The sequence below is a fragment of the Acinetobacter pengchengensis genome (assembly GCF_982235305.1).
In genome coordinates this window covers 267,223-288,798 of record NZ_CEVATJ010000001.1, presented here as the reverse complement: position 1 = coordinate 288,798, position 21,576 = coordinate 267,223, and the positions used below count along the sequence as shown (strand labels likewise).

Sequence of the window (21,576 nt, the reverse complement as noted above, 5' to 3'; positions counted from 1 at the left end):
ATAGCCCATTGCCATGCCTATACAATGGGCGAATTGTTTTTATTTTTTTAAGTTTCACTCCGTACTGAAGCTTTTATTTATTGTCATCGCCGTATCTTTAAAAGGCTTTAGTTAACGTGAATACGGCTCCTGTTTCAACGCCACGTTTACGCACATGAGACCAATTTTCAATGGGATCAGTAGTCGTATCTAAACCATCGGTATCAATATCAGTTCCTACAGCAGCCAATTCAGCAGATAAGCCTTCAATTGAAGCAAAGTTATAGCTTACACCGACTTTCCAATCTACATAGCTGTCATTGTTATTCCCAAAATCAAAGTCATCAGCTTGAGTGTAACCTAATCCAGCCACCCCAGAAAAGCCCGTGCTTCCAATGGGTGCGGTATAAGTGGCATTGAAATACCAAGCATCGGTGTCAACACCCAAGAAATCATTGGAATAATTGATTGCGGTCAATAAGCTGGCATCTTTAAACAAAACATCGCTAAAACCTAATTTTGCATAGACTTCAAGCCAGTTTAAATCGCTCTCACTTGGGTAGGCGTAATACCACAAACCCACATCCAAAACGGGTTTGCTGGTAAAATAATCTAGGCTCGTGCTATAGCCAATATAAGGGTCAAGCTCTAAATGTGCTGTACCACCAAAATCGACATTGGAACCCCACACGCCTGCATACACCCCAGAATCATGGTTCAGTAAGAAACCTGCTTGCACTGCGGGATCATTGAATGTTTGGGTTAAACCACGATAACGATAATCACTGGTCAAGGCTGCTGTCCCGCTAAACGACATGCCTGTCGCATTTTCTGCAGCAAAGCTGAGACTAGATGTAGCTGCGACCATCGCCAAAGAAAGTGTTTGAAGTACGAATTTCATTTTAGATTCCCCCTGCATCGGATGAGATGCGTTGTCTATTTTGTTTGACTCAATAAGGGAGTAGCAAGGCCTATGCCAACGCCGAAACTCAGAACAGCAATTAAGCATTAAAAACTCAAAAAATCAAACTTAAAACATTGTTATATATAAATTATTTTTATAGAATTTTTTATTTTGATTGTAGTGACTTTTGATGTGCATCGACACTCATCTTGTACCGACTACACTTTAAGCATTGATTTGCACAGCCGTATGATTATTTTTTGCATCCTTGAATTGCAATAAAGCTAAATAACATGCCTAAAAAAGTGCAGTCCAGAATCACAAATCTATCCTGATCAAAAAATCGAAAGTCATGCCTATCCTCTGTTCATCCTTACGCCATCAACTATCAAAACTCAGTGAACAGACAGAAATCCTGTCCTAAACTGCAATATATTTCTGCACCAAAATTTGACATCAACATGCAATGAGACACTTCAATCTTCACATCAAAAATAATTCAATTACGGAAAAGATAGTTCAAATTTAATGATCGCAAGCCAACGACCATATAAAAGTTATGTATTAAACATCTTCTTAAACCGTTCTGTTTTCATCCTAACGCCCAAAACTAAACACCGATGTTTCACATGAAATCCGTAATAGCCAAAAGCTATTACTCAAAGATTAGATAAAATTTAATTTTTATACTCTTAATTCAAATAAAGATTTATAAATTTATTTCCCCACTTATATCTTGCCCAAAATTCGACTTAAAAGATAAACACATCACTGGAAAAACTTCACCCTATTTAAAGGTTTATGCTGTGTTTTACGCCCTTTCATCACACATTAAACTATTGAAATATTAAACAAACTGTATTTTTAATGTGCAAGTTACAAAAAATTTGCAGATACGCTGCATTTGGGTATGTTTCAGCGACTCAGTAAATTTAAAATTATGTTTATGTTTTTACTAAAAATTAAAATAATTATTCAATTTTTAAAAAATTCAATATTTTTAATGACCCCACAGTTTATCGAAAAAATACTTAACTTTAGTGTCATAGCTGCTTTAAAAATGATATTTTCGCGCACAAATAGCGATACAATTCGCCTACGTTTCAACTACACATTTACTGCATGAGGCTCTCTCCCAATGCTGCAATCAAAAAAATTAACACTTGCGTTGCTCATCAACGCTGCGCTTGTTTCAACTGCATTTGCGAGCGAACAAAGTGAATCTAAAGGCTTTGTAGAAGATGCAAACGGTTCGGTTTTATTCCGTACAGGTTATTTGAATCGTGATAAAAAAGATGGCCTCACTAACGACACCAGTTCTGCTGCCCAAACAGCAATTGTCAATTTAGATTCAGGCTTTACCAAAGGCGTAATTGGTTTTGGTGCAGGGATTATTGGGGATGCTTCATTTAAACTCGGTAAAAATGGGCATACTGGTAACCAAATGATACCAACTCATAGTCAAGATAATGCCGATGGAACTAAAGATGCCTATGACCACTGGGCACGTGGTGGTGCTTATGTAAAAGCACGTGTATCGAATACCACAGCTAAATATGGTACACAAGTATCTGAAATTCCAGTAATTGCAAGCAATACTGCTCGTTTAACCCCTGAGTACTACACTGGTCTTTATATTGAAAGTAATGAAATTAAAGACTTGACGTTAGTTGGTGGTAAATTTACTAAAAACCAATGGTCAAATGACATCAGCTCAGACCAACAAGGTTTGGATAGTGCTATTTTCTGGGGTGCGAAATACAAATTTAACGACCAAGTAAATACTTCTTATTATGGTGTGGAAGTTAAAGATAAATTAGATCGTCACTATGGGAATGTAAATTATAGCTTTCCTACAGCAAATGGTGCGAGCGTAACTTTAGATGCAATGGGTTACAATACCAAATGGAAAGTTGGAGCAGAAACAACTGATCCACGCAGTGCAACTGAAGAATTGACTAACTCAATTTGGGGTGTATCTGCAAGCTATAACAGGGACGCACACAATTTGATGCTTGCATACCAAGATAATGCAGGCAACATAGGTTACGACTATGCTTACAACGCAGGTGGTCTACAAAGCATTTATGTACCAAACTCATACTTATCCGACTTTAATGGCAACGATGAAAAATCTGTTGGCTTACAGTACAACTATAATTTTAAAAACCATGGTCTTCCAGGTCTAAACTGGACAACAGCATTCGTTTATGGTTGGGATATTGATGTAGCCGAAATAAATAATCCAGCACAAATTATCGACCAAGCTGAAGAACATGAATTCTTTAACCAAGTGAAATATACGGTTCAATCGGGTGCATTCAAAGATGCAAGCTTACGCTTACGTCACTCTTACTTACGTGCAAGCGATACGTATAACAATGCGAAAGAAAATTATGTCAGTAATGCTATTGGCTCAACCAACGAATGGCGTATCTGGTTAGATATTCCAGTGAAATTATTCTAATTTCTCAGAATAGCCAATCCAATAAAAAAACCTGCACATATTCTGTGCAGGTTTTTTTATATTTTAGCTTTTATGTAAAAGCCAAACAGGCTACGTGCAAATTATGGATTTGCAGCTTTGTAGCCTTCAATTGAGTTCAATACTTCTTGTTTCGCAACATCAGCACCTTCCCAACCACTTAACTTCACCCATTTGCCTGGCTCTAAGTCTTTATAGTGCTGGAAGAAGTGTTCAATTTGGCTGATCAATAATGGTGGAAGATCCGTATATTCTTGAACATCTTTATAAATTGGGGTTAATTTTTCGTGCGGAACGGCAACCAATTTCGCATCAATACCACCATCATCTTCCATGTTCAATTTACCCACTGGGCGGCAACGAATCACAGAACCTGGCTCTACTGGGTGTGGGGTCACAACCAATACGTCTAGCGGATCACCATCCAATGAAAGTGTATTTGGCACATAACCATAGTTCGCTGGGTAGAACATCGCTGTACCCATAAAACGGTCTACAAATAATGCATCAGAATCTTTATCAATTTCGTATTTGATTGGCGCTGCATTAGCAGGAATTTCAATGATCACATAGATGTCATTTGGTGCATCTTTACCCGCAGGGATATTGCTGTAGCTCATAGCATCACTCTTTAACAAGTTAAATCTTTTTAAAACCGCGTCAATTATAACGGTATTCGGTCTGGAATTACTGCGAGATTATACATCTGCCAAGTAAAAATACATATTTTCAGACCTGACTTGATCAGGTCAGTTTAATCACCATCAATAAAATACAAATTGGGCAAAGTAAAGACAGCATCCAAACAATTGAACGCAGCGTCGCCCAATTGGCTAAATAACAAATTCCATAAATAATGCGCAGCACAATATAAGCAATACCAAACATCATCACCACTACTTGAGGGATGACCATATATTCCGCCATGAGCACTGCGGCAATAAACAAAGGCAGGCTTTCAAAACTGTTTTGTTGTACGGCGTTGGCACGTGCAGCCAAACCTGTAGTTTTAGCTAAAAATTCACGTGGATTTTGGTTATCTTCGCGTTTAAAGCCGCCTGCCATTTTGGCCACTACGGTAAAAACATAGGGCAATAAGCAAGCAATAATAATTAAATAAACAATTCCGCTTATGCTTTGCATCTATTTTTTCTCATAAACTGTACTGAGAACTTATCATAACATGGCATTTCTTCAATAAATTTTGTTAAATAGCATGTTTTAAGCAATTGTATAAAGGATCCATTATGGTCAGCCCAGATCAAAAGGAAATGCTAGATATACTTGAAAAGCAACGCCAACATCAACTGCGAGTGGATCGTGTTTTAAAAATTGTGTTGCCTATTGTGGCATTTTTATTGACGGTAATTTGTGCCAACATGAACGTATGGTCGACCATTTTTAGCTTTGTTGTGCTTTGGGTGGCGTTTTATGCGGTGGGGATTAAGCGTTTACCGTTATGGCACTGGATTATCGTGATTGTGGTGTACTGCTTAATTGATAATATTTTAAGTTATGGCAGTTTTAATCAATCAGGTTTTAGTCGCCAATTTGGTGCGATGTTTATTTTCTTGGGTATTGTGGGTGTTGGGCGTCGTTACTTTGACCGTTTGTTGATGAAAGAATAAGGTCTGTTGACACTTCGTCTGTATTGAACTAGAAGCTATCTATTTTATAAGCATATAAAAAACGCCCCTGAGTTTTCAGAGGCGTTTTTGTTTCAAAGCAGAATGAATTACGCAGTTTTACGCAAATCTTTACGCAAGATTTTACCTACGTTCGATTTTGGCAATTCATCCATAAACTCCACATAACGTGGGCGTTTATAGCCAGTTAAGTTCTCTTTAGCGAATGCTAATACTTCTTCTGTGGTCAATGATGGATCTTTTTTCACCACAAATAGTTTTGGCACTTCACCTGATTTTTCATCTGGCACACCAATTGCTGCCACTTCCAAGACTTTCGGATGCTTCGCAATCACTTCTTCAATTTCAGATGGATAAACGTTAAAGCCAGATACCAGAATCATATCTTTTTTACGGTCTACAATTTTCACATAGCCGCGTGAATCCATAACACCAATGTCACCTGTACGGAAGAAACCATTAATCATCACTTTATCGGTTTCATCTGGACGGTTCCAATACCCTTTCATGACTTGTGGACCACGGATTGAAATTTCACCTTGCTCACCCAGTGCAACTTCATTGCCGTCATCATCTAAAATTGCCACTTCAGTTAATGGCAATGGAATACCAATGGTGCCGCTAAACTCTTCAGATGTAGGTGGGTTTGCCGTTGCAACGGGTGAAGTTTCAGACAAGCCATAACCTTCAATAATATTGGTGCCTGTGACTTTTTTCCATGCTTCTGCAGTTGATGGCAATACGGCCATACCACCGCCCATCGCCATTTTCAATTTGCTGTGATCAAGCTGTTTGAACTCTTCATTATTCACGAGCGCATTGAATAAGGTATTCACCGCAGGGAAGAAAGTCGGTTGATATTTACGTAATTCTTTCATCACCGCAGGTAAGTCACGCGGGTTTGGAATCAATACGTTTGCCTGACCTTTGTACATGCCGTAAAGCGCACACACCATGAATGCAAAGATGTGATACAGCGGCAATGCACAGAAAATACGGTCATCTGGCTGACCATCTTGTGCACCAAATTTACTCTGGAAAATACCATCACATTGCAGCATGTTTGCCACAAGGTTGCGGTGTGTTAATTCTGCACCCTTAGATACCCCTGTTGTACCACCAGTGTACTGCAACACAGCAGTATCACTTAAAGTTAAGCTTGGGCGTTTGTAGTTGCTTGGGCTCACTTTAGAGATTGCCGCATTAAATTTAATGTGACCCGGAATGCTCCATGCTGGAATTTGCTTACGCACTGAACGTAAAACAAAATTCACCAAGGTACCTTTTAATGCACCTAACATATCGCCCACAGAAGCAACAACCACATGCTTCACAGGAGTTTTACCAATAATTGCCTGATAAACCGATGCAAAGTTTTCGATAATCACTAAAACTTCAGAACCAGAGTCATTTAATTGGTGCTCTAACTCACGTGAAGTATAAAGTGGGTTCACGTTCACCAATACTAAGCCTGCACGCAACACCGCTAATGCAACCACTGGATATTGAAGTACGTTCGGCATCATCACCGCAACACGCGAGCCTGGTGCCAAACCTAAGCTTTGTAAATAGGTTGCAAATTTACGGCTAGCTTCTTCTAGTTCACTAAAGCTTAAAACTTTATCCATAAAGATAAAGGCATCACGTGAACCAAATTTTTGGAAATTACGTTCAAAAATGTCTACGAGTGACGTATTTTCTGCAGGCAGTTCTACAGTTTCTGGAATTCCTGTCTTTCGGTATTCAGCAAACCAAATCTTTTCCATAATGCCAATTTCTCCAATCAGTAATCCTTAGTTTTAAACTATTTTTCTCAATACAAGACGTCGTTGTTTGCTTGTTTATGCCCTGTATTGCATCCATTTTCACGAACACAAACCATATATAACGTATTTTGCTTAAAAAACGCTAGTATTATCTTTGAATTAACAGTTTATTTGCTTTTTGGTAACCACGTGGTAGGAGCTGACCTTTCGTGCCGCGCTTCGCTACATACTTCAGCAAATCATCCCCTTTGAGTTTGAGTTGTTGCTGTCCTGCAAATACTTGAATTGTTTCATCTAAACTTAAAGGTAACATAGACACCAACTGATCTTTTTCCTCAAGTTGTATCAATTTATTACCTTTACCTTTATTCAAAATTGGCAATTCTGACAACTCAATCACCAGTAAACGCCCTGCTGAACTGAGCAGTGCAACATGACTGGCGTGTTCAATGATTTGCAAGTTCATCACTGTCGATTGTTCAGGCAAAGACAGGAATGCTTTACCTGCTTTGGCACTGGTATCTAACTGTTTGGCCTGAGTTTTAAAGCCGTAACCTTTACTGCTGGCTGCTAGAATTTCAGCCTCATCATCGGCAATCAGCAATTGTTTAAAGCCAACACCACTGGCAGGAGCAAGTTTTGAACTTAATGGTTCACCCAAACCCCGTGCCGAAGGCAGGCTATTAATTGGCAACGCATAACTGCGCCCCGTATCATCTAAAATATAGACACGCTGATTAGACTTGCCTTGTGCATGACTGAGATATTGATCACCCGCACGGAAGTTCAGATTTTCCGCATCAACCTCATGCCCTTTAGCACAACGAATCCAGCCTGCTTCAGACAACACCACCGTTACAGGGTCGGCAGGTAGCATATCTTGTTCATTAATTGCAGTCGCTTCGGCACGCAATACAATAGGTGAACGACGATCATCACCAAACCTTTTCGCGTCTTCTTTTAACTCACTGATAATTAAGTTTTTCAACGATTCAGGATTGGCCAATTGTTCACGAATAATGGCTGCGCGTGCCTCTAATTCTTCTTGTTCACGGCGAATTTCCATTTCTTCAAGCTTGGCCAAATGGCGTAGCTTTAATTCCAAAATGGCTTCGGCCTGAATTTCATCAATACCAAAATGTGCCATCAACTCAGCTTTAGGATGATCTTCTTCACGAATAATCCGAATCACGGTATCAATATCTAAATAGGCAATCAGCAAACCTGCCAAAATGTGCAGTCGCTTTTCGATTTTATTGAGATGATATTGCAAACGACGTGTGACGGTATTTTTACGAATCTCAATCCATTCCAGTAAAATACGACGAATTGATTTCACCTGCGGACGACCATCTGCGCCAATCATGTTCATATTGACACGATAGCTCGATTCTAAATCGGTCGTGGCAAATAAGTGACTCATCACTGCTTCGGCATCAATACGGTTGGAACGCAGCACAATCACCAAACGAGTTGGGTTTTTATGGTCAGATTCATCACGCACGTCACTCACCAACGGCAGTTTTTTCGCCTGCATCTGATCAGCAATTTGAGTAATGATTTTTGAACCCGAAACCTGATATGGCAATTCGGTGATCACGATTTCATTTTTTTCAATGCAGTACACCGCACGCATACGGTAACTACCGCGACCGGTACTTTGCATTTTCAGCAATTCTTCAGGCGGGGTAATAATTTCAGCTTTGGTCGGTAAATCTGGTGCAGGAATATATTCTGCAACTTTTTCATCGGTTAAATTTGGGTTGCGAATCAGGGCAATTGTGCCTTTCACCACTTCTCGCAAGTTATGCGGTGGAATATCGGTCGCCATCCCTACTGCAATACCGGTGGTGCCATTCAGCAAAATATTCGGTACGCGCGCAGGCAAATTGACAGGTTCTTTTAATGAGCCATCAAAGTTATCTTGCCAGTCACAAGTACCTTGCCCCAATTCAGCCAAAAGCACTTCACTATATTGCGATAGTTTGGCTTCGGTATAACGCATGGCGGCAAAGGATTTAGGATCATCGGGCGAACCCCAGTTACCCTGTCCTTCAATAAATGGATATCGATAACTGAACGGCTGCGCCATCAACACCATAGCTTCATAACAAGCAGAATCGCCATGCGGATGGTATTTACCTAATACATCCCCCACGGTACGTGCCGATTTTTTCGGTTTGCCACTGTGTTTGAGTCCAAGCTCACTCATGGCGAACACAATACGGCGTTGTACAGGTTTTAAACCATCGCTGATATGGGGTAATGCACGATCCATAATGACGTACATGGCATAGTTAAGGTATGCACGTTCAGTAAATTCTGCTACGGAACGGTTTTCTGTTGCATGATGCGCGAGGCTTGTCATAAAACCTGTCGTCCTAAATCATTTGTTTTTGTATCAATCGGCTTATGCTATGCCGCAGCAGCATCCTGCACAAGAGTTAGTAGGGATGCACTGCGACAATTTGTGTCTTATGCCGTAAAAATATTCATTTTATAAAAAACAGCAATATAAAATTATAACGATTCATTCTATGAGGGTCTATTGACACGTTACAGATGTTTGAAACAATACTTATTACATAAAAATTCCTTTATTTTTATCAATGTAAATGCTGTTTTTGTGATATAAAACACACTGAAGTTTTTTTATTGAAAGTTTAAATTTATTGTAACGGTTCTTTCGGATTTCGCTATGCAGACCTATATTCCTTATCAGCTTCGAGTAAAGTTAAAACAAATTGATCCTATTCTTGATAATAAATGGCAGCAGCAGCTAAACGCAATTCTTTCCGCTACACCTAAAGAACTGCATGAAAAAATAGAAGAACGATACTTAAAACCCAAAAATATTCACTGGAATTATCTTACAGCAACCTTTGAATTTCATGGTTACATCCGTCTGCAAGACATTCCACAGTACACACAGTATCCAGAATTATTACAACTCGCCAAAAACTTACAAAGTAGCTTTGACTATTTAGAAACCTACCAAACCGACTTTCAAATCGCCGATTTTCTAGAAATGGTGATTCATGAAATGAATCAAATTGAATTACATGAGCCACAGGATATTCAAGCCCAACTTTTACTCAAAAAAGCGTTTTTATATGATGCTGCTTTAATTATTCGTGATTTAGACTTCACCGTTACAACTAACCATCGCAATCTAGATCAAGCACAAATTCGTAGTTTTATCTTTGAAGTGTTTATGAAAAGTGAAATTTTGGGCAATTGGTTTGCTTATATTTTACCAAGTGAATATGCACAACAAAAACCATCAATTTTTCAGGATTACTTGGTTCATGAACTGCATGTTCGTGACTTTGAAATTATCGATGCTACAGATTACTATTTTATTGTGAGTAGTTCCTACGACAGCCGTGTATCTGCTTATTCCATTCGACGCTTTTTAACAGAAGAAAACTTTGGCGTAGAAAATAAATTCTATATTAGTGGTTTAGTTCTTGATCCGAAAAAGTTAGATCAAATTGATTATATTGAAAATTTTAAACAGCAAATGACACAAATTATCGGCATTCAACGTCAAATGAATCCGCATATTGTGGAGTTGATTGAATCTTTACACCTATATAAGCAAGAGCAACTTTTACCACAAATGAAAAAAGTGTTGGATATTCAAGGTTTTTCTACAGATTATTTAGTCAAAGAGCATTTAGATTGCTTAGAAAAAGACCTTTGTTTGCAAGTGCTTGAACCATTTGCAAGAGGTTTAAAACAAAGTGTGCAACAGTCTGATGAATTAGAGTTTTGTTATTTAAATCTGAAACGTTTAATGACTGAACTATTACATCATTTTGAAGCTTTATCTCAAGAACCCTTGTTGCAATTTAATCTCTACGCCCGCGGCTTTAAATATCGTTTGATTGCATATTTGCATTTATTGGTACAGCGTCGCACACAAGTTTTTGTACTCTTTGAAGATGAATATCATTATCAACGACATTTAAATGCGGTAATCGCCCCTGTTCAAAAGATCAGAGAGTATGTGAATGCTGCGATTGAACAGAGCCGCAATATACAACAAGAAATACGTAGTCTCGAACGAGAAATTCAAACAAATGAAAAAGCGGGATTTTTTAAACGTTTGCTGAAAAAATCTGAAAATAATCAGGTGAAAATAGAGAAGCTGAAAAAGAACCTGATTGATATTCAAGATCGCTGTTATATTGGAGTTATTAGTATTCAAAAACAGGCAACCCAACAAAGTGTTTATTTAGAAGCCAAGAATCTCATTAGCAGAATTGACCCTAAAATCCGTCACTATGCTTTTGCCAATGGTGAAAATGGTATAACACGCTTACCATTATTGCTACAACTTCCTGAAGATCGGCATAGTTTTAACTTACAAAATATCTCCTTGGCTTTAAATCAGGAATTCGTCCTGACTGCTAAATCTTGGAGCCAGTCAGCGTAAATCCCTCAAGCAGGTTTACGCTGACTGTCATTTCAAATTGGAAGATAGGTTTATTATAAGCTTACAAACCTATCGACTCTAAAGTTCTGCCTTTAGTTTCTTCCCCCAACACCACAATCACCACAGCAACAGCCAATAAAACTGCGGTAAACATCATAAAGACATAACTAAAGCCATTTTGCATGACCATCATGTGCGTGACCACCATTGGGGCGACGATACCGCCCATGCGTCCAATGGCCGAGGCCCAACCTGAACCAAAAGCACGAATATTGGTTGGGTATTGTTCAGGAGTATAGGTGTATAACACCCCCCACGCGCCCAAGTTAAAGAACGACATCAAACAGCCCCAGAACATGATCATCGCCACGCTGTCAGCCTGACCAAAGAAATATGCCGAAACAGCACACATGCCAATAAAACCCGCCAGTGTGGCTTTGCGTCCCAGTTTTTCGACCAGCCAAGCGGCTGCAATATAACCAGGTAATTGTGCCAAAATCATGCCCAACACGTATTCAAATGACTGTACGATGCTGTAGCCTTGCTGTACCAACAGACTAGGCAACCAAGTGAAAATGCCATAATAGGAATAGACAATGCCAAACCAAATCAGCCACAGCATTAAACTACGACGCGCAAATGGTCCCGACCACAATTGAGTAAAAGAAATATGCTGTTTGGCGGCAACAGGCTGAACTTCAATTTGTTCAATGACCTCAACTCCACATTGACGCTCAAACTTTTGTACCAGTGCATGTGCTTCGGCAATTCGACCACGATTGATCAGATAAGGGATAGATTCAGGGACTTTTTTCCAAATGACTAAGGCATATAAAGCAGGTAAACCACCAATTAAAAATGCTGTGTGCCAATCAAATTTTGGAATCACAAAATAAGAAACTAATGCCGCACACAACCACCCCAAGCCCCAAAAACTTTCAAGCAATACAATAAAACGCCCACGCACATGCGCAGGAATGTACTCACTGACCAAAGTGACCGCTACGGGAAGTTGCCCGCCCAAACCTAAACCCACAATAAAGCGAAAGACCAGTAACCAAGTTAAATTCGGTGCAAAGGCACAGGCCGCAGTAGCTAGACTGTAAATCACCAGCGTGGTAGCAAATACGGTTTTACGTCCAATTTTATCGGCCAGACCGCCCGAAAAGACTGCCCCAATGGCCATTCCGACAAAGCCAATTGACACCACCATGCCTTTTTCTGAAGGAGTCAAGCTCCAGTCTTCTGCCATCTTTGCCAAAATAAAGGAGATGAGTCCTGTATCCATGGCATCAAACATCCAGCCCAGACCAATCACCACCAGTAGGCTATAGTGGAATTTTCCAATGGGTAGACGTTGCACACGCGAAACTAAATCCATAACACACTCTTTAAGTTGGCTAAAAGGATATGGGCGATGCCAAACACAGCTGCTGTTATATTTTTATACTATGAATTGACAGGATGTGGATAGCATTAAAAAACCGATCTGGTGATCGGTTAGCTTATGTTCAATACTGTTCTTATCTTATAACCAATTAGGTTTCATCTTTAGAGGATGCTGAATGTTCATCATCGTCCTGATAAATAAATTTCGGCATTTCTAAGCCAAAATAAATCGCAATCAAACGCAAGGTGAAACCAAAAATAAGCGTTGCAATCACGGTTAATTCGAGTGATAAACCGATTTTAATACACAACCAATAGCAAATCACGGACACAAAAGAAATACTGGCATATAGCTCACGGCGGAACACCAAAGGCACATCGTTACATAAAATATCACGTAGAATCCCACCTGACACACCTGTTAAGACGCCTGCAACAGCAGATACCACAAAGCCATGCCCCATTTCTAAAGCAATTTGACAACCAATAATCGTGAAGCCAATTAAGCCTAAAGCATCGAGCACCAAGAAAATGGAACGTAAATGCCGCATCCATTTGGCAATTAAAATGGTGATAAAAGCGGCAATACAGGTCAGCACCAAATATTCAGGATGTTTGACCCAAGTCAGTGGATAATGCCCCAACAATACATCTCTCACCGAACCACCACCCAATGCGGTGACACAGGCAATTAAGGTAACACCAAACCAGTCCATGCTGCGACGCCCTGCAGACAATGCGCCTGTCATCGCTTCTGCGGTAATCGCGATTAAGTAAATGACCAACAACAACATGGACTTGCCCTTCTTTCACTAGGCCAAAAGATGTGCATTATCATAAGCGAAAAACCAAGATAAAGTTATAAAAATTGCGCACAACATTGCTTAAATTTTTTACCCGAACCGCAAATACACGGCTGTTTCATAGTCGGCTGTTGACCTGTGGTCGGATCTAGAAAATACCAACGGGCCTGATGTTGTACAAAATGGGAAATTTCGTGGTGAATTTGCGTCTGCTTACCATCATGGTAATGGGCTTTAAATTCAACTTGGGCGTGGTTTTTATCTAACTTTTCATTGCTATTCAGTACTTCGAGCTTTAACCATTGATTCGACTTGCTCCAATCTGCAATTGCACCAACATCCAGACTTGCCTGTTGTCCTAGCGCAGTCGTTTGTACAATATAATCAATTTGTTGCAAGGCAAAAGCACTATAGCGCGAACGCATGAGTTGGCTCGCGCTTTCTGCATTTGCCTGCCCCACATGTAAAGGTTGGCAGCAGTGTTGATAATTGCCCTGCCCACATGGGCATGCCAAGTGATTCATAGAAAAATTCCATAAATTCAAATTGATAATAAAAAAACAGCCTGACAATGCAGGCTATTTTAGCGGAAGCACAAGACTGAAATACAGTCTAGCATTCAGTTTATGATGCGCTTGAAGATTCCTGTTGAATCAAATGTACTTTTTCAATTTTATGTCCATCCATGGTCACAATTTCAAAAACATAACCATCTGAAAGCAGCTTTTCACCATTTTCAGGCAAACGTCCCAAATGGAATAAAATATAGCCAGATAAAGTTGAATATTGCTCGCTTTCATCCACTAAATCCCGCCCAAGCAATAAGGAAACATGGCGAATATCGGTGGAACCATCTAGCAACAAAGAACCATCTTCCAAACTTTCAGCACTGGCTTCTAGTGCATCTTCATCTGGAAATTCGCCCGCAATTGCTTCCAAAATATCAATAGGTGTGGCAACGCCTTCAATCGAGCCGTATTCGTTCAGCACAATTGCCATTTGTAACGGCGCTTGACGCAGTTGTTCCATCACCATCAATACCTGTGCATTTTCATGCACAATCACAGGTTCACGCAAATGTGTTTCAAAATCCAGCACCCCTGTTTCAATGTATTGATTCATGACTTTATGGGTCAGGACAATACCCGAAATATTGTCTAATTCACCACGTGCCACAATCACTCGTGAATGCGTCATGCTTAACAATTGGCTGCGAATTGAGGCGTCATCTTCATCTAAATCAATCCATTCTAGCTCGGGACGTGGCGTCATCACTGACTTTACAGGACGTTCAGATAAACCCAATACCCCTTGCACCATGACACTATGATAGACCCCATTTTCTGCATCAAAGACTTCATCGGCAAAGGCGCGCGTGGCCAACACATCTTCATTCACATGGCTGCTTTCTGTGGTGTTTTGGCTTTTTCCGCCCAACATGCGCATCACCGCAGAAGCAGTACGGTAGCGTAAATCAGTCGTAGTCACGGTTTTTTCCTGATTTCTGCGGATGGTTTGGTTCAGGAATTCAATCATCACCGAGAAGCCAATCGCGGCATATAAATAGCCTTTTGGAATGTGATAACCAAAGCCTTCAACCACTAAAGAGAAGCCAATCATCATCAGGAAGCACAGGCATAGAATCACCACTGTCGGATGCTTATTGACAAAGTCCATCAGTGCTTTGGAAGCCCACAGCATAATGCCAATTGCGATGATCACTGCAATCATCATGACAGATAAATGCTGCACCATGCCCACAGCGGTAATCACGCTATCGAGTGAGAAAACGGCATCTAACACCACAATCTGCACAATCACCATCCAGAAAGTCGCGTGCACAGGGTTTTCTTCTTTTAGTGCTGGTTTGCCTTCAATGCGTTCGCGCAGTTCCATGGTGCCTTTAAACAACAGGAACACACCACCAAACAGTAAAATCAGGTCACGTCCAGAGAAAGGATGTTCAAAAATATGAAACAGTGGTTGGGTCAGGGTGACCACCCACGCAATAGATGCGAGTAAAATCAGGCGCATGCCCAAAGCAAGGATCAGACCCACCACCCGTGCAGTATTACGTTGTTCTGGCGGTAGTTTTTCTGCCAAAATGGCAATAAACACCAAGTTATCAATGCCCAGTACAATTTCAAGCACAATCAGGGTCAATAATCCAACCCACGCGGCGGGGTCAGACATCCATTCAAAGATCATCTGTTCTTCTCCTGAATCTCTAAAGCTGAATACGCCAAAAACGTATTCTGTATTAATACCAACTTGGCTGACCCTTGCAGGCTTGACATCACATTAAAAATTATTCGTTCGGTGCGACTACTGCCACTGTCCATGACGATTCTATAGTTGTAAGACAAGCATTGAGTATAGGAAAGTTTGCGCTCAGATTCATCCTCTTTTTTAGATGCAGCGCTGCTGTGTCACGGTAGAATCACAAATCTTTGCAAATTGAAAAGAAACGATCTGCGTGATTGTCATATTTCGGGACTAAGCTAGAGCCAAGAAAAAGAACATGTTATGGTGAAGAAAATAAATGAATAGCGTATCAAGAATGACACAATCAACTTCTCTTAATCATCCCTCTCCCCTTTCCACCCAGCCTTTGGTTGCACTATATTGTGGTTCGCGTGCTGGCAATAACCCGATTTATCAGGAAAAAGCGATTCAACTCACCCGAAAACTAGCCGAACAAGGCTTTGGGATAGTTTACGGTGGTGCGAGTATTGGTTTAATGGGTTTGGTGGCCGACACCATGGTGCAACACGGTGGGCAAGCTGTAGGGGTCATTCCTGAGTTTATGCTGGATTATGAAATTGCCCACAGTAATTTAACCGAATTACACGTAGTAAAAAGTATGCATGAGCGTAAAGCGATGATGGCAGAACGTGCTAGTGCCTTTGTCGCTTTACCAGGTGGTTTGGGCACGTTTGAAGAGATTTTGGAAATTGCCACTTGGGGGCAATTAAATCAGCACCAGAAACCGATGATTTTATATAATGTAAATGGCTTTTATGATGCGCTGATTCAGCAGTTAGACCATGCAGTGCACGAAGGTTTTTTACCACCACAACACCGCGCTAAACTAATTGTGTGTAACCACTCCCATAAAATTATTAATGCCTTAAAAAATATGGATTCTCCACGTCATTTTGTGGGTTAAACTTGTTTAGTTGCATGAAATAGCAGTGTAAGCGAGTTGGTGACTCGCTTTTTAAGTCACTTTTGATTGGTTTTACAGCATAAAAAGAGAGCACCGTAGTGCTCTCTTTAATGGGTCATTCGTTTCCAACTTTAATAGATTTCCAGTATTTGAAATACTATTAATTAAGCTTGATTTGGTACACAGCAGTAGTTCCGCTGACTTCATTACCCACAACCAAAAGTGGCTTACCGTTAGGTGAGTCTTTGGCTGCAATAAAGATTAAACCTTCAGGGCCGAGATTTGAATTTTCAACAGTCACTACATTACCTTCTGCATCGAAAGATGTACGGGTTTCACCAAACTTGCGATCATTAAAATACTCAACAAATGATGCTTGTGTCGGTTGGGTAATGTCATACACCATAATGCCCCCCATACGCTCTAACCCAATAAAGGCAAAAGTTTTTTGACCAATTTTGCCTAAAGCAATGCCTTCAGGCTCAGGACCTTTATTGTCACTACGATCATCTACACTTAATTTTTCATGGTTGGTATTAAAGTATTCTGGAAATAATTCAGCAGCTTTACGTTCAAAGTCATTTTTTGAGTCCCAAACAATTTTCTTGGTTTTAGGATCTACAATACTGAACGAGCGACCACCATAAGCATATAATTTGTCATAAGTCATTAAACCATTGCTGTCTAGCACAGGCTCACCCTTTGCATCTTTCTTGTAACCTTGCGTCCAAGTAATCGTTAAACGACCCAATTGTGAATCTTTAATCAAATTCTCTGCACAGACTTCATTGGCATCGGTAGTGGTGCATGCTTTAAATACGTTTGAATCAAGCTTTGCGCCTTTAATCCCTGACTTTAATAGACGTAAATGCGCAGCATAATCGCCATTGCTACGGAAGCCTTTATTATTAAATAAGTGTTTAACACGAATTTCTTCTGCATAACCTTGAGTCAGATCATTCGTACTGAAATATAAGTCTTCATCAACCAACCATTCACGCGCATCACCTTCATTGGCAGTGACCAAATAGCTTTGCCCATTGGCTTGATATTGCGCAATTGCATCTGGCATATACATGCCGTATAAACCAGGCCAAGCTTGAATATTAATCATCCCCTCATCTTTCGCACAGGCTGTGATCGTTTTAGCGTTTGAACCGTACCAGGTTTGTCGGAGACTCAATATTCTGAGAGACTATTCCGATGAAAAAACCAAACTATACCCCCGAAATTAGAGAAAGAGCGGTTCAATTACTAATTGAATCTGAAAAAGATTATCCTTCTACTTGGGCAGCAATCACAGCTATTGCTCCTAAAATCGGTTGTACTCCTGAAACATTGCGTGTTTGGTATTTAAAGCATATGGATCAACTAAATCCTGCCAAAGTACAACAGATATCTGACCAAGAAAAAATGAAGCAAATGGAACGTGAAATTAAAGAATTAAAGCGTGCCAATGAAATTCTACGCAAAGCAGCCGCTTTTTTCGCCCAGGCGGAGCTCGACCGCCCACACAAATAATGGTGGATTTTATCCAGAACAATAAAGATCGATATGGTGTTGAAGCGATTTGTAGAATTTTACCGATTGCAGCTTCGACCTATTATCGGGCTTTAGATCTCGTTGATAACCCAGAACATCGAGCGAAACGTGCTCTGCATGATTTACATCATGCAGAGCAAATCAAACGTATTTGGAAAGAAAGTTTAGGTCGATATGGTGTGCGTAAGGTCTGGCAACAATTGAAACGTGAAGGTTATGTTATCGCACGTTGTACAGTTGCTCGATTGATGCAGAAGCTAGGTATACAAGGTGTTTGGCGTGGTAAGAATAAACAAACCACCCGTAGCCGAGATGATCAAAAACGAGCAGATGACTTAGTAAAACGCAATTTTAATGCAGATCATCCTGACCAGCTGTGGGTCGCTGACTTCACGTATATTCAAACTCATTCAGGCTGGGTCTACACCGCATTTATTATTGATGTGTTCTCGCGAACAATTGTTGGATGGAAAGTATCAACACGGATGAATACAGATATGGTACTTGATGCACTGGAGCAAGCATTGCATGATCGAGGCATGCCAAAGAATGTGATTCATCATTCCGACAGAGGTGTGCAATATCTTTCCATTCGCTATACCAATCGTTTAGAAGCAGCAAATTTACGAGCATCAGTCGGTACAACGGGTGATTCATACGATAATGCTCTGGCTGAAACGGTGAATGGCTTATACAAAACAGAGGTGATTGAATATTTAAAAGCAGATTGGCAAGGTTTAGCGGATGTACAACTTGCGACATTAAATTGGGTAGATTGGTTCAACAAAAAGCGTGTACACAGTGCACTGGGTTATGTATCGCCTTTTGAGTTTGAAGCAATGTACTATGATAAGATTAATCCGTTAGGTCAGGTGGCCTAACTTAAATAAAAAAGTCTCCGATAAACCCGGTACGGTTCAGTTATAGTCTTGTTTACCCACAACACAATCACGATCACCAGCATCTAAAGCATTTTCAGCCATGCCAAAGTCTTTATAACCCAATGGAAAAATATCGATCACTTGGTCTTGAGTCAAATCAATCACAGCAATGGCATTGTTTTCTTGTAGACTTGCCCAAGCGGTTTTACCATCATCACTCACCGCAATATATTCAGGCTCTAAATCTTGTGCGACAGTCGCATTTGGCCCAAAAATGCGCACGCCCGCATCCAGCAATTCCTGCTTACGTGTATTCCATGCCTGAAAATCTGCAGTTTTTACAGCAGGCTTGGTGATATCAGCCAGATTAATAATACTGATTGAACCTTCTGGATCAATCTCATAGCCTTCATTTGGCTCACCTTCATTAGCAACCAAAACTTTTTTACCATCTGGGGTAAAAGTCAACATATCAGGCAATGCACCAACTTCAACTTTGCTGATAAAGCTCAGGTCTTTGGCATTAAAGAATGCCACGACGCCTTTATCCGTTTTAGGCGTGGCCTGAACGGCTAAAGCGACAATACCTTGATGTACCGCAACACTATTGACTTCAGAATTCGCTAAATAAGTCTTGGCATCCAAGCTATTCAGCTTAACAGGTGCACTTGGGTTGCTTAAATCGAGTACATCGACCACACCATTTTTCGCATTGACTACAAATAAACGTTTGCTTTCAGCATCATAAGCAGGAATTTCTGCAGCACTGGCAGCAAAAACTTGTGCATCGTATTCCCCTAAACGCTCCAAACTAATTGTTGTTGGTGTTACTTCTACCACTTCTTCTTTTACAGGAATAGGATCATTATCATCATTACATCCCACCATCCCCACAGACAATAAAGCCAACATTAATGCAGAAATTTGCGCTTTCATAAATTACTCATCATTTTTCTAAATGCACCCAACTCACAAACTCAAAGTGAATAATCGGTGACAAATAAATGACAATTTCATGGCATTTATTTGAATTTTCAAACACTTTTCATGTTTTTCAGATGCAGTCCAGCTAGATTGCAAAATGGTTTAAACTAGACAAAATGTCCATTTTGCCGCGTTATGAACCAAACACCGACCCATCAAGCCCTGCATCCTGAATACCGCCTTTTGGTATTTCTGGTTTCGATTGGCTTTTTTATGCAGGCGCTCGACACCACCATTGTGAATACAGCAATCCCTGCAATGGCACACAGCCTGCAGGAAGACCCGCTGCGGATGCACAGTGTTGTGGTGGCGTATGTGCTCTCGGTGGCAGCGTGTATTCCATTAAGTGGATGGCTTGCAGACCGTTTTGGAGTACGCAACACCTATTTTGCAGCGATTATTATTTTTACCCTTGCCTCTTTGGGGTGTGCCGCTGCAGCGAGCCTGAATGAATTGCTGTTTTATCGGGTGATTCAAGGCATCGGTGGTGCATTACTTTTGCCTGTCGGGCGCTTGGCGATGCTCAAAATTATTCCACGCACCCAGTTTTTATCTGCAATGAGCCTGATGAGTCTGGCCGGGTTGATTGGCCCCTTAATTGGCCCAACTCTGGGCGGTTGGTTGGTCGAAGTCGCCACATGGCACTGGATTTTCCTGATCAACATTCCGATGGGCATCTTGGGCTGTTGGATTTGTATCAAAGCCATGCCAAATGTAACTGAAACTGAGGTCAAAAACTTTGATTTTTTGGGGTTTATTCTATTGGTTGTGGCAATGGTAGGCTTATCTTTAGGCATCGAAAATTTTGCCAATCCACACCATAATCTGTTTTGGAATTTAGCGTTCATCTTGGCTGGCGGTATTGCTGCAGCATGCTATGCCCGCCATGCCTATACCCATCAAAATGCCTTATTTCGCAGTGATTTATTTAAAAATCGCTTATATGCGATTGGTATTTTAGGTAACTTTTTTGCCCGTTTCGGGGGCAATGCCATGCCCTTTATCATGCCGATCATGCTGCAGGTGGCTTTTGGTTTTGAACCGTTTATCACGGGCTTGATGATGATTCCGACTGTGCTTGGTTCTTTGCTATCTAAACCGATCATTCGACCTTTAATTCAACGTTTCGGCTATCGGCAGTTTTTGCTGACCAATACTTTATTGGTCGGTGCCTGTATTGCCAGTTTTGCGCTGACCACTGCCGAAACTGCAACTTGGTTACGTGCCTTACATTTCTTTATATTTGGGGTGCTGAATTCATTGCAGTTTGTAGCTATGAATACCTTTACGCTCAAAGATTTACCTCAACCAGATGCCAGCAGCGGCAATAGTTTTTTATCCATGATAATGATGCTGTCGATGAGTATTGGCGTGGCACTGGCAGGTACTTTGGTGAATATGTTTAGTGCCTATTACGGTGCAGAACAGCTAGTCAGTGCCTTTCATGCCACTTTAATTTGTCTAGGTGTATTAAATATTTGGGCATTTTTAGTGTTTTGGAATATTCCAAAGCATACGGCTGTTTAAAACACCACTACCGAAAGCGCATGGTGCTACACCGCACTGCGCGTTATGATATAGCTTTGC

15 protein-coding genes, 2 pseudogenes and 1 other annotated feature are annotated in these 21,576 nt (G+C 40.6%); of the genes and pseudogenes, 6 read left to right on the top strand and 11 right to left on the bottom strand.

Annotation, left to right across the window (positions count from 1 at the left end):
* Nucleotides 1–97: 97 nt before the first annotated feature.
* Nucleotides 98–880, bottom strand: coding sequence for a TorF family putative porin (locus tag AC0T5Z_RS01380; protein ID WP_435337555.1), 783 nt, complete (start codon nt 878–880; stop codon nt 98–100).
* 1,141 nt (nt 881–2,021) lie between these two features.
* Between AC0T5Z_RS01380 and AC0T5Z_RS01375 the strand changes: the two genes are divergently transcribed.
* On the top strand, nt 2,022–3,350 hold the full coding sequence (locus tag AC0T5Z_RS01375) for an OprD family outer membrane porin (RefSeq protein ID WP_435337556.1): 1,329 nt from the start codon (nt 2,022–2,024) through the stop codon (nt 3,348–3,350).
* Nucleotides 3,351–3,451: 101 nt separating this feature from the next.
* On the opposite strand, the gene ppa is transcribed toward AC0T5Z_RS01375, so the two are convergent.
* The gene (gene ppa / locus AC0T5Z_RS01370; protein WP_004975651.1) at nt 3,452–3,988 is read right to left on the bottom strand and encodes an inorganic diphosphatase; all 537 of its coding nucleotides are present in this window, start codon (nt 3,986–3,988) and stop codon (nt 3,452–3,454) included.
* Between the two features lie 124 nt (nt 3,989–4,112).
* A complete protein-coding gene (locus tag AC0T5Z_RS01365; protein ID WP_019838158.1) occupies nt 4,113–4,511 on the bottom strand; it encodes an MAPEG family protein in 399 nt (132 codons plus the stop codon).
* A 104-nt stretch (nt 4,512–4,615) separates the two neighbouring features.
* Here AC0T5Z_RS01365 and AC0T5Z_RS01360 point away from each other — a divergent pair, with 104 nt between their 5' ends.
* Complete coding sequence (locus AC0T5Z_RS01360; RefSeq protein WP_435337557.1) at nt 4,616–4,996, top strand: hypothetical protein; 381 nt, start codon at nt 4,616–4,618, stop codon at nt 4,994–4,996.
* A 107-nt stretch (nt 4,997–5,103) separates the two neighbouring features.
* Here AC0T5Z_RS01360 and AC0T5Z_RS01355 read toward each other — a convergent pair whose 3' ends face one another.
* Together AC0T5Z_RS01355 and parC are read right to left on the bottom strand one after the other, a co-directional pair.
* Complete coding sequence (locus AC0T5Z_RS01355; RefSeq protein ID WP_435337558.1) at nt 5,104–6,780, bottom strand: AMP-binding protein; 1,677 nt, start codon at nt 6,778–6,780, stop codon at nt 5,104–5,106.
* Between the two features lie 148 nt (nt 6,781–6,928).
* Nucleotides 6,929–9,148 carry a DNA topoisomerase IV subunit A gene (gene parC / locus AC0T5Z_RS01350; protein WP_435337559.1) on the bottom strand — a complete coding sequence of 740 codons (2,220 nt, stop codon included), beginning with the start codon at nt 9,146–9,148 and terminating at the stop codon, nt 6,929–6,931.
* Between the two features lie 330 nt (nt 9,149–9,478).
* On the opposite strand from parC, the gene AC0T5Z_RS01345 reads away from it, so the two are divergent.
* On the top strand, nt 9,479–11,221 hold the full coding sequence (locus tag AC0T5Z_RS01345) for a hypothetical protein (protein ID WP_291331323.1): 1,743 nt from the start codon (nt 9,479–9,481) through the stop codon (nt 11,219–11,221).
* A gap of 61 nt (nt 11,222–11,282) precedes the next feature.
* On the opposite strand, the gene niaP is transcribed toward AC0T5Z_RS01345, so the two are convergent.
* The 4 genes from niaP to AC0T5Z_RS01325 all read right to left on the bottom strand — a co-directional run bounded on the left by niaP (nt 11,283) and on the right by AC0T5Z_RS01325 (nt 15,621).
* A complete protein-coding gene (gene niaP, locus AC0T5Z_RS01340; RefSeq protein ID WP_435337560.1) occupies nt 11,283–12,602 on the bottom strand; it encodes a niacin transporter NiaP in 1,320 nt (439 codons plus the stop codon).
* 157 nt (nt 12,603–12,759) lie between these two features.
* Nucleotides 12,760–13,404 carry a trimeric intracellular cation channel family protein gene (locus AC0T5Z_RS01335; protein ID WP_161419638.1) on the bottom strand — a complete coding sequence of 215 codons (645 nt, stop codon included), beginning with the start codon at nt 13,402–13,404 and terminating at the stop codon, nt 12,760–12,762.
* A gap of 65 nt (nt 13,405–13,469) precedes the next feature.
* On the bottom strand, nt 13,470–13,937 hold the full coding sequence (locus AC0T5Z_RS01330) for a YchJ family protein (protein ID WP_435337561.1): 468 nt from the start codon (nt 13,935–13,937) through the stop codon (nt 13,470–13,472).
* A gap of 100 nt (nt 13,938–14,037) precedes the next feature.
* Entirely contained in the window at nt 14,038–15,621 is a 1,584-nt protein-coding gene (locus AC0T5Z_RS01325) for a TerC family protein (protein WP_435337562.1), read from the bottom strand.
* 334 nt (nt 15,622–15,955) lie between these two features.
* On the opposite strand from AC0T5Z_RS01325, the gene AC0T5Z_RS01320 reads away from it, so the two are divergent.
* Nucleotides 15,956–16,582 carry an LOG family protein gene (locus AC0T5Z_RS01320; protein WP_435337563.1) on the top strand — a complete coding sequence of 209 codons (627 nt, stop codon included), beginning with the start codon at nt 15,956–15,958 and terminating at the stop codon, nt 16,580–16,582.
* Nucleotides 16,583–16,742: 160 nt separating this feature from the next.
* Here AC0T5Z_RS01320 and AC0T5Z_RS01315 read toward each other — a convergent pair.
* Nucleotides 16,743–17,702, bottom strand: a pseudogene (locus tag AC0T5Z_RS01315) (choice-of-anchor I domain-containing protein); the annotation flags it as partial.
* An 83-nt stretch (nt 17,703–17,785) separates the two neighbouring features.
* On the opposite strand from AC0T5Z_RS01315, the gene AC0T5Z_RS01310 reads away from it, so the two are divergent.
* Nucleotides 17,786–19,005, top strand: a protein-coding gene (locus tag AC0T5Z_RS01310; protein ID WP_151826295.1) for an IS3-like element ISAba29 family transposase whose coding sequence is annotated in 2 segments (ribosomal slippage) — nt 17,786–18,062 and nt 18,062–19,005 — 1,221 coding nt in all. Because the reading frame shifts where the segments join, the coding sequence is not laid out codon by codon here.
* Nucleotides 18,061–18,177, top strand: a sequence feature (AL1L pseudoknot). It overlaps the preceding gene by 117 nt.
* A gap of 66 nt (nt 19,006–19,071) precedes the next feature.
* Here the strand turns inward: AC0T5Z_RS01310 and AC0T5Z_RS01305 are convergent.
* A pseudogene (locus AC0T5Z_RS01305) lies at nt 19,072–19,941 on the bottom strand (choice-of-anchor I domain-containing protein); the annotation flags it as partial.
* A gap of 183 nt (nt 19,942–20,124) precedes the next feature.
* Here AC0T5Z_RS01305 and mdtD point away from each other — a divergent pair.
* Nucleotides 20,125–21,516, top strand: a complete 1,392-nt coding sequence (mdtD, locus tag AC0T5Z_RS01300) for a multidrug transporter subunit MdtD (protein ID WP_291331308.1) — start codon at nt 20,125–20,127, stop codon at nt 21,514–21,516.
* Nucleotides 21,517–21,576: the final 60 nt, after the last annotated feature.

Excerpts from the sequence above, each read along its gene's own strand:
- ppa (WP_004975651.1), bottom strand. The coding sequence starts at position 3,988 with ATGAGCTACAGCAATATCCCTGCGGGTAAAGATGCACCAAATGACATC.
- AC0T5Z_RS01380 (WP_435337555.1), bottom strand. The coding sequence starts at position 880 with ATGAAATTCGTACTTCAAACACTTTCTTTGGCGATGGTCGCAGCTACA.
- niaP (WP_435337560.1), bottom strand. The coding sequence starts at position 12,602 with ATGGATTTAGTTTCGCGTGTGCAACGTCTACCCATTGGAAAATTCCAC.
- mdtD (WP_291331308.1), top strand. The coding sequence starts at position 20,125 with ATGAACCAAACACCGACCCATCAAGCCCTGCATCCTGAATACCGCCTT.
- AC0T5Z_RS01355 (WP_435337558.1), bottom strand. The coding sequence starts at position 6,780 with ATGGAAAAGATTTGGTTTGCTGAATACCGAAAGACAGGAATTCCAGAA.
- AC0T5Z_RS01375 (WP_435337556.1), top strand. The coding sequence starts at position 2,022 with ATGCTGCAATCAAAAAAATTAACACTTGCGTTGCTCATCAACGCTGCG.
- AC0T5Z_RS01360 (WP_435337557.1), top strand. The coding sequence starts at position 4,616 with ATGGTCAGCCCAGATCAAAAGGAAATGCTAGATATACTTGAAAAGCAA.
- AC0T5Z_RS01365 (WP_019838158.1), bottom strand. The coding sequence starts at position 4,511 with ATGCAAAGCATAAGCGGAATTGTTTATTTAATTATTATTGCTTGCTTA.
- AC0T5Z_RS01335 (WP_161419638.1), bottom strand. The coding sequence starts at position 13,404 with ATGTTGTTGTTGGTCATTTACTTAATCGCGATTACCGCAGAAGCGATG.
- AC0T5Z_RS01320 (WP_435337563.1), top strand. The coding sequence starts at position 15,956 with ATGAATAGCGTATCAAGAATGACACAATCAACTTCTCTTAATCATCCC.
- AC0T5Z_RS01330 (WP_435337561.1), bottom strand. The coding sequence starts at position 13,937 with ATGAATCACTTGGCATGCCCATGTGGGCAGGGCAATTATCAACACTGC.
- AC0T5Z_RS01345 (WP_291331323.1), top strand. The coding sequence starts at position 9,479 with ATGCAGACCTATATTCCTTATCAGCTTCGAGTAAAGTTAAAACAAATT.
- parC (WP_435337559.1), bottom strand. The coding sequence starts at position 9,148 with ATGACAAGCCTCGCGCATCATGCAACAGAAAACCGTTCCGTAGCAGAA.
- AC0T5Z_RS01325 (WP_435337562.1), bottom strand. The coding sequence starts at position 15,621 with ATGATCTTTGAATGGATGTCTGACCCCGCCGCGTGGGTTGGATTATTG.